Raw genomic sequence first — 9,085 nt, forward strand, 5'->3', positions numbered from 1 at the left:
CATTATTGGGGGTCAGACCGATAACTAGTTTTTTTATTATTCTCGTTACTCGTGACTCGTGACTCGGTTTTTATCATTCTAGCAACTCAATACTTAAATCACAAAAGGAGTAAAGTTAATGTCATTCAAGGAACTGGACCTCTGGGAAAAGAGCATTGAATTAGTAACCGACATATATTCATTGACAAAGAAATTCCCGAAAAGTGAAATCTATGGCCTGACAATGCAGATGCGCCGCGCAGCGGTTTCAATCCCATCAAATATAGCTGAAGGAAACGGTAGGGGAAGTTCAAAAGAATTTATTCAATTTCTTATTGTTTCGAGAGGATCTTTAACTGAATTGATGACTCAAGTGGAAATATCAAAAAGATTGGGGTTTATTCCCAAAGATGAAAGCAAAGATCTATTGGAAAAAATGGAAAGAATAATGATGATGCTTAACAAACTAATCACAACACTTCGTTCAAAACTTAATTCTTAGTTATTCCGTGAACTGTTGCTTAGTTTTATTTATTCTCGTAACTCACAACTCGCGACTCGTGACTCGGTTTTTATCATTCTCGTAACTCGTTACTCGGTTCTCTTGTTCTTGAATCTCGTTACTCGAATCTCGTTACTCGTAACTCGTGACTAAAAACACCCCCGAAAGGAGCTTTATGCAAAGATTACGCACCTCCAAATATTCGTTAGCGTTAATGTACATAATAACCCTATACATAATACAATCGACAATAGTCGATTGGACTCCCGGTTTGCTCTTTCAGGCAACCATATTAAACATAGCCCTTCTATTAGGCATCTACGCCTTCCGAGGATTCGATAATTCCAATCTCCAATCATTAAATTCAAGTCTTGTCTCATATTCAATTGGCTCTTTTATCGGTGCCCTTTTTTCCCTGATGTTCGTAGCCTTTTTCAAAACAAAACTTCCAAAAGAAATTTTCATAACATCCCTGGCACTTTCGGGTATAATTTTCCCCATAATCTCCACTTACACAATGAGAAAAGTGCTATCTTTGATTCCTCCAAAACGCTATCTTATTATTGGAAAAGAATCAGAAATAGGAGAAATCATTCGAGAAGTCGAAAAAGCTTCCATGGGAAAAGTAAAAGTCTATGGATATATGAACCCCTCTTCCGTTGCTCTTGAACAGGCTCTTTCACTGAGCCTTTTTGACAGCATCCTTGTAGCAGACCAAAAACTCTCCAGAACAGTAGAATTTGTCCTTGAAAACGCACACCAGAAAGGCAAATCAGTAGAGTTCCTTCCCCTGATAGTTGAACAAACCCTGAAAAGAATCCCCATTGAACTGATAGATAAATTCAAGGAATATTATGAAATTCAATTCAGTTCAGTGCGAGAAACTCCTTCAAAAAGAATTTTAGACCTATTCATTTCAATAATAGCTATGATTATTCTTTCCCCTGTGTATTTGGTAATATATCTATCAATACTCTTAGATGATGGGTTACCAATCATTTTCAAGCAAATGCGTGTCGGACTGAATGGCAATAACTTCATCATGCACAAATTCAGGTCAATGAAAAAAGATGCGGAATCAACAGGAGCTAAATACGCTACCCAACAGGAAAATAACGTAACAAAAATCGGAAAATTAATGAGACCGATCAGATTGGATGAAATCCCGCAATTTTATGATATATTGATAGGAAAGATGTCTTTCGTTGGTCCAAGACCAGAACAACCTGAATTTGCCAAAGAATTGGCAGAAGTTCTACCATACTATAACTACCGCCATAAACTAAAACCCGGACTCACCGGTTGGGCTCAAACGAATTACAAATACGCCGCAACAATAGAAGAACAAGCAAAAAAACTAAGCTATGATCTTTACTATATAAAAAACAGATCATTACTGCTCGATCTTCAGATAATTCTTAGAACATTTGAAACGGTTGTGTTTAGGAAAGGGGCTAAGTAACAGTGAATGTGCTACTAATAAATAACTATTTTCCGCCTGAAATAGGTGCAGCATCGCATCTTTTTTATTATCTAGGAAAAGAACTCGCAAAACGTGGGCATAAAGTTTATGTATTAACGGGTGTTCCAAGATACAACGTTTCTTATGAAGAGTATAAACACTTTACAAAAAATATGGACAAAATCACCCATGAAGTCATTGACGGAATGAATGTTTTTAGGGTAAAACTTCCGTTTGTTGAAAGATCGAAAAAAATTAGAAGGGGTTTAGAGCATTTCGAGATAGCAAATAAACTTCTAAGAGCTGGAAAGAAGATTCTAAAAAATAAAAGCATAGATGTTAGTCTCACATACTCGCCACCACTTACCCTCTATAAAACCGCATACAAATTAGGAAAACAATATAATTTTCCAAGTATTTTAAATGTTCAGGATTTATTTCCTCAAGCTGCTATTGATCTTGGAATAATGAAGAGCAAAGCTATCATTTCCTTTTTTAAAAGGTTAGAAAAAAGAGCTTATGAAAAATCTAATCTCATAACCGTTCACTCTGAGACCAATGCAAAGTACGTAGAAAAAATAGTCAATAGTGAAAAAGTGTTGGTTTTCGAAAACTGGATAGACATCAATTTAATTATGCCAGGGGAGAAAAGAAACAAGTTTTCTGAAGAGAATAACTTATACGATAAATTCATTATCTCTTTTGCAGGCACTTTGGGCTATTCTCAGGATGTTGAGGTAATATTGAATGCTGCAGAAATAACAAAAAATCACGATATATACTATTTGATAGTTGGAGATGGAGTTAAATATGAACAACTTAAATTGGAAAAAGTAAAAAGAAATCTGAGAAAGATTATTCTTTTACCCCCTGTTCCTAAAGAAATATATCCTCTTGTTCTCCATACTTCAGATATATCTTTAGCAACACTAACAAAAGATGTTCGCACCCCTGTTGTTCCCTCAAAAATACTTAGTATTATGTCGGCAGGCATTCCTGTAATAGCCACAATGAATTTGGATGGAGATGCTCCAAAATTGATTGAAAAAGCTAAAGCTGGATATGTTTTGCCCGCTGGAGACGCCAAAGGTTTGGCTGAAAAAATCCTCGAATTATATAATAATCCTGACCTTAGAAAAAAACTAGGAAAAAACGGAAGAGAATATGTAGAAAAAAATCTTTCAGTTCAAGTAGCCGCAGATAAATACGAGGAGATATTCAAAAGAGTAATAAACGAATATAAAAGGAGGAATAAAAATGGCTGATTACCTCAATTATTATTCAGGCAAAAGAGTCTTAGTGACGGGAGGAGCCGGTGCTGTTGGTTCACAACTGACAAAGAGATTACTCGAACTCGGAGCTTTCGTTATAGTCATAGATAACCTCTCTTCAGGTTATACCTGGAACCTACCTCAAGATACCAAAAATCTTCTTTTTGTTGAGGGCGATATAACAAATGATATCGACCTTAAAAGAGTCTTTGGTGAAGAACCTGAGATAATATTCCATTTGGCTGCCTTTTTCGCCAATCAAAACTCGGTCGATTACCCAGAAAAAGATTTGTGGACAAACGGTTTTGGCACCTTAAAACTCTTAGAATACACGAAACTCTATGGAAAAATTGAACGATTTGTTTATGCGTCCTCTGGTTGTTCAATTTATCCAAGCGATGCTCCAATGCCATATAAAGAAAGTTTACCACCATCAATGGATATGAGTACACCATACCAAATCACTAAAATGCTCGGGGAACTCTATGGAAATTTCTTCTATAAAATGTACGATGTTCACATAGCCAAAGCACGGTTCTTCAATAGCTATGGACCAGGTGAAGTTCCAGGTCAGTATAGAAATGTCATACCCAACTTTATATATTGGGCAATGAATAAGCAACCTCTTCCAATAACTGGAACCGGAGAAGAAACAAGAGATTTTACCTATGTTGGTGACATTGTCGATGGATTGCTAAGAATGGGATACTTTAAAGAGGCTATTGGAGAAGCATTTAATTTAGCCGCTGGAAGGGAAATAAAAATACAGTATTTGGCAGAAACAATTAACCGTTTAACAGGAAACGATGCAGGTATTATCTATACTCAAAGAAGAAAATGGGATACGAAACCAAGGCTTTTAGCTTCAAATGAGAAAGCTAAGAGAATTTTGGGATTTAAGCCAGATCCTGATTTTGAAAAAGGTCTCATAAAAGCCATAGAGTGGTTCAAAGATAACTGGGAGAATATCAAAGTAGCGGCAAAATTTGGGCCCGGGATATCTTCAGCCGTAAGAGGAGTGAAATAAATTGAAGCAGGTAATGCAAAATTATCGAACAGGAAAACTCGAACTAGCTGATGTCCCATATCCAGCATGCAAAAGTGGAGGCGTGATAGTAAAAAATGTTGCTTCTGCGATAAGTTTAGGGACAGAGAAACTCATGCTTTCAACTGCCAAGAAGAGTCTTTTGAAAAAAGCTTTAGATCGTCCAGATCTTGTAAGAAAAGTTATAAACATGGCAAAAACCGAGGGACTAGCTGAAGCATATAGACAAGCCATGAATCGCTTAGATGACCCTGTACCACTTGGATACTCTTGTGCAGGAATAGTAGAAGAAGTGGGAGCAGATGTTTTAGGTATTCAAAAAGGAGATAAAGTTGCCTGCTTTGGTAGCGGCTATGCTTCCCATGCTGAGTTTGTTTGGGTTCCCAAAAACCTAATTGTCAGAATTCCGGATGGTCTATCTTTTGAAGAAGCATCTTTTGTTGGTATTGGTGCGATTTCCCTTCATGCAATCAGAATGGCTGACGTCTCTATCGGTGAAAGAGTTGCTGTTATCGGTCTGGGACTTCTTGGACTGATTGCTGTACAAATTCTAAAAAGTTTGAATTGTAAGGTACTTGGAGTTGATATTAACGATAGTCGCCTAGCTCTTGCAAAGGAATTTGGTTGTGACAACGTTGTAAATGCCTCCGATAGAGCAGCAGTAATTCAAGCAGCCAAAGATATCTCAGATGGTTATGGTGTCGATAATGTACTTGTATATGCTTCATCAGGTGGAAAAGATTCTGTTAGTATGTACGCGGAAATGGCTCGTAATCGTGGGAAAATAGTAATTCCTGGGGTTGTAGATATGGAAGTTCCCAGAAAGGATTTCTTCGAAAAAGAACTTCAACTCGTGGTTACACGTGCTGCGGGACCCGGAATTTTTGATGACAACTACGAATTAAAAGGAAGAGATTATCCCATTGGATACATACGCTGGAGTGAACAGCGAAATATGCAAGCCTTTCTAGAATTAGTTGCATCTGGAAAGGTATCAGTAAAAAAGTTAATTAGTCACAGATTCAAATTTTCTGAGGCTGAAAATGCCTATGATTTGATTATCAGTGGCAGAGAAAAGATATTAGGAGCGGTTTTCCAATATGAGAATTCAGAGAGCACCAATAATCGTGAAAAAATCAAAGTTATCAAAAATTTGACTATTCAAAAATCAAAAAACAAAAAACAGGCAGTCATTGGGTTAATTGGCGCCGGACTATTTACTAAGACAACGTTATTACCAATTCTATCAAAAATGGAAAATGTGAGACTTAAATGGTTGGCAACTACAACTGGCGTTTCGGCCAATCATAATGGCAGAAAATTCGGAATCGAAAAAATCACAACCGATTATAGAAACATTCTTTCTGATGAAGAAGTCGACGCTGTCATGGTGCTTACCCGCCATAATAGCCATTCGAAATTTGTTATCGAGGCTTTGGATGCGGGAAAACATGTGTATGTAGAGAAACCACTAGCAATCACAATGGAACAATTGAAAGCAATCGATGAAGCTCACTCAAGAAATCCAGATAGATTTATTATGGTTGGTTTTAATAGGCGCTTTTCTCCTCATGCTACTTTCATAAGAAAGCATTTTGAAAATGCTAATGGTCCTTTTGTTGTAACCTGTCGCGTAAATGCCGGTTATGCTGACAAATCTTCTTGGGTGTTAAATCCAGAAAGTGGCGGGGGAAGAATAGTGGGCGAAGCTTGTCACTTTATAGACCTTATTGAATATTTAACAGGCGAACTTCCAGTTTCGGTTTCCGTTGAAACAATAGACAAGAAAAATGGCTACTTCAAAAGCGATAATGTAGTCATTACAATGAAAATGAATAACGGATCAATCGGAACAATTATCTATTATGCAAACGGCCATAAACGTTTTCCAAGAGAATATGTAGAGATATCTGGAAACGGGATGGTAGGAGCCATTGAGAATTTTGTTAGGTCAAGCCTCGTCAAGGGAACAAAGATTTTAAAGAAAAAAACCTTAGGAGTTGACAGAGGGCACAAAGCAGAGATGGGCACTTTCATTGAAGCCTGTATTTACAACTCTCTCCAAATTCCTTATGAAGAGATTAGAGCTACAACTTTGGCAAGCATAATTGGAGAGTCTTTACCGTCTGTACGTACTAAATTGTCAGGAAACTAGTTGATTCATCTATATGATAATTAGCTGAAGTGCTAATTTGATTTAAATATTGATAAAAGCCAACAGAGCAAATAATTACTACTAAAATTTGTTATCAATGGTATGCAAACTTTCTATTAGTACAAACCAATCCGGTTGCTGGAGGCGCAGAAACAATGTTTCTTTGAAGGTTGTGAAGATAATAGAGAGTTATATAATTAACCGGGTAACTTGGTACAAAGGAGTATAGTAAAAAGATGAAGAAGTTGATGATAGGCCCATTTCCACCACCAATACATGGAATGTCCATAGCAAATAATATGTTATTCAATGGGATGAAAAACAAGCATGAGGTTGAGGTACTCAACACTAATACGGAAAAGCGATTGGGAAATCTAAGTAAACAAGGTAGACTTACATATAGCAAGGCTTTTAGATCTTTATCACAAATTCTGTCTGGCACTACAAAGATTCTGTTAGGAAAAAGGTATGATATTGTCTATATGACGCCTAGTCAAACTATCGGAGGATATCTAAAGTATGTACCTTTTATGTGGGCGGCAAAAATAAGACAAATCCCTTACGTGATTCACATTCATGGTGGTTATTTTAGAAAAATGTACAATAGCACTTCCGGTTGGAAACAAAAGGTAATCGATAAAAGCCTGAATGGATTAGCTGGAGCAGTAGTTTTAGGTCCTTCTTTGCTCTATATATTCGAAGGCTTGATACCAAACGAAAAGATTTTCGTCTGTGAAAATGGTGTTGAGGATGAAATCTTCGCCACAGAAGAAGAGATTAATAATAAAATAGAACGATGGAAAAATGATGATACGATAAGAATCGTATACTTAAGCAACCTCATGAAAGCGAAAGGAATTTTAAATCTACTGGAGGCAGTAAAAATCCTTACAAACGAAGGCAAAAAAGTTCACTTGGATGTTACTAGTGCCATTAAGTTAGAAATAAAGCTTGAAGGCAGAATGTTTTTTCAAAGTTTGGAATAATGTTTTTTATAGGGCGTCGCGAAAATACGGGCTTCCTAGATTTTAAAGGTAGTACCAATGAAATAATCAAGATAAAAAAAGAGATCCAAATAAAAGTACAACAAGAATTTACAAAAAGCGATATTGTAAAGATTATCTAGTAGTTTGATACAATCAAGATTTTACTGAATATTGGTCTTGACTTTTTTCTCGAAACTCGAGACTTGTTTGATAATATAAGATTTGGCCATTTCGACATATAACCTCTGTGTTATGCTCAATGTCTTGAACAAGCGTCTTCACAGAAAAGGGTTATATTATTGGTTGTTACCGATTTTCGAGCACCCTAAATAATTGATTTTTATAAAAAGATCGTAACAAACAATTTTTCAATAATTTTAAAAATAGGTGATGTTTATGGATAAATTTGAAAAGTATTATACTTATCTAATGTCTTTTATTATTTGGATAATTATTTCGGGCTGGTCTATTGTACTCTACATAGCAAGAATTTCTGGGTTGTGGTTTGATAATATGGTTGGTGTGATGATTATTTTGGCTGCAGTTTCGGGTATCTTCCTTGCAATTAGCCAAACAAAGCCAAAGGTTTTAAGCTCAGTTTTTATCTTATTTCTTCTATATATAATTGTATCAACTATCTCGTTCATAACTACAAGTGCATTTGGAACAAATTATTGGACGATGAAAGTATCTATATTTTATGTAAATGTATTTCTCGTAGGAATATTTGCATTGTTTATTTCACAATATTTTTTTGACGAAAGAATAATAGGATACTTATCATTTATAAGTATTATAATAACAATGCTTTTTTCTTATGAGAGTACTCTCAAAATAACATATGCTAGTTATTCACGAGTTGGTTCTGAAGGGAATCCAATCGCATTATCGTATTCTGTTGCATTTAGTTTTGCTTTTTTGGCTTGGGAATGCTTGGTCCATAGAAATCTTATGTTGTTTCTATTCATAGGATTATTAGGTAGCTTAAGTGTATTTATTCTTGGTACAAGACAAACAGTTTTCGCATATATTTTTCAAATTATAATTCTCTACTTTGCATATTTTAAGAAGAAAAGAATAGCTTCGAAAAAATTTCATATAATAAGTAGCAAGAAAACCTCGTATGATGCCAGAAAATTATTTTTGAATCTGTTTATTATCGTAATGCTAATTTTTGCCTGCTTCGTTTTTTACAACATGAAGGAAATTAGTGAAACGATAAACTTAATGTGGAGTTCTTCAATACAAAGATGGAATGTGTTCGTTAATGAGGGATACTCTGATTCGGGAAGAATTTTCTTTAACAGAGTTGCACTCGACACATGGGTTAACTCACCATTTTTAGGCAGTTTTGCATACGAAAATCAAGGGCGCTGGGCTCATCAATTAGTTATAGATTTATTATCACAAGTAGGATTGTTGGGAACGATGGTATTTACAATATTGTGGATCATTGCTTTATATAAGGCAGTACTTTGCATTTTTTCCAAAAAGATCTTCGAAACTACTAAAATATTTATTGCTTCTGTATTAATTTCGATGACAATGATCTCATTAACTGCGGCAACAACTTTAACTAGTGCGAATTTTATATTCTGTTTGATCTATATTGCTAATTCCAGCCTCGAGAACTAGATGCACAAGTATATATGGTTATAAAGATCTATACTGCTTCCCTGAAGAAT

The 9,085-nt window shown here is 35.6% G+C and carries 7 protein-coding genes; all 7 read left to right on the forward strand.

Annotation, left to right across the window (positions count from 1 at the left end; genetic code table 11):
- Positions 1–118 precede the first annotated feature (118 nt).
- The 7 genes from AT15_RS06445 (at position 119) to AT15_RS06475 (ending at position 9,035) form a co-directional block, all read left to right on the forward strand.
- Positions 119–481 carry a four helix bundle protein gene (locus AT15_RS06445; RefSeq protein ID WP_068347623.1) on the forward strand — a complete coding sequence of 121 codons (363 nt, stop codon included), beginning with the start codon at positions 119–121 and terminating at the stop codon, positions 479–481.
- Between the two features lie 175 nt (positions 482–656).
- Positions 657–1,943 (forward strand): exopolysaccharide biosynthesis polyprenyl glycosylphosphotransferase, encoded by a 1,287-nt coding sequence (locus AT15_RS06450; RefSeq protein WP_084251573.1) that lies wholly within the window; start codon positions 657–659, stop codon positions 1,941–1,943.
- A 2-nt stretch (positions 1,944–1,945) separates the two neighbouring features.
- Positions 1,946–3,208, forward strand: a complete 1,263-nt coding sequence (locus tag AT15_RS06455; protein ID WP_068347633.1) for a glycosyltransferase family 4 protein — start codon at positions 1,946–1,948, stop codon at positions 3,206–3,208.
- Entirely contained in the window at positions 3,201–4,241 is a 1,041-nt protein-coding gene (locus AT15_RS06460) for an NAD-dependent epimerase/dehydratase family protein (RefSeq protein WP_068347634.1), read from the forward strand. Before AT15_RS06455 ends, AT15_RS06460 begins: the two co-directional genes overlap by 8 nt.
- A 1-nt stretch (position 4,242) precedes the next feature.
- Entirely contained in the window at positions 4,243–6,414 is a 2,172-nt protein-coding gene (locus AT15_RS06465; protein ID WP_068347635.1) for a bi-domain-containing oxidoreductase, read from the forward strand.
- Between the two features lie 236 nt (positions 6,415–6,650).
- Complete coding sequence (locus tag AT15_RS06470) at positions 6,651–7,400, forward strand: glycosyltransferase family protein (RefSeq protein WP_068347636.1); 750 nt, start codon at positions 6,651–6,653, stop codon at positions 7,398–7,400.
- Positions 7,401–7,796: 396 nt separating this feature from the next.
- Positions 7,797–9,035, forward strand: a complete 1,239-nt coding sequence (locus tag AT15_RS06475; protein ID WP_068347637.1) for a hypothetical protein — start codon at positions 7,797–7,799, stop codon at positions 9,033–9,035.
- Positions 9,036–9,085: the final 50 nt, after the last annotated feature.

The sequence above is a fragment of the Kosmotoga arenicorallina S304 genome, from assembly GCF_001636545.1.
In the GTDB taxonomy this organism is placed as follows: Bacteria; Thermotogota; Thermotogae; order Petrotogales; family Kosmotogaceae; genus Kosmotoga_B; species Kosmotoga_B arenicorallina.

What these genes read in the sequence shown, in the direction of transcription:
- AT15_RS06445 (WP_068347623.1), top strand. Translation starts at nt 119, where the DNA reads ATGTCATTCAAGGAACTGGACCTCTGGGAAAAGAGCATTGAATTAGTA.
- AT15_RS06460 (WP_068347634.1), top strand. Translation starts at nt 3,201, where the DNA reads ATGGCTGATTACCTCAATTATTATTCAGGCAAAAGAGTCTTAGTGACG.
- AT15_RS06470 (WP_068347636.1), top strand. Translation starts at nt 6,651, where the DNA reads ATGAAGAAGTTGATGATAGGCCCATTTCCACCACCAATACATGGAATG.
- AT15_RS06450 (WP_084251573.1), top strand. Translation starts at nt 657, where the DNA reads ATGCAAAGATTACGCACCTCCAAATATTCGTTAGCGTTAATGTACATA.
- AT15_RS06475 (WP_068347637.1), top strand. Translation starts at nt 7,797, where the DNA reads ATGGATAAATTTGAAAAGTATTATACTTATCTAATGTCTTTTATTATT.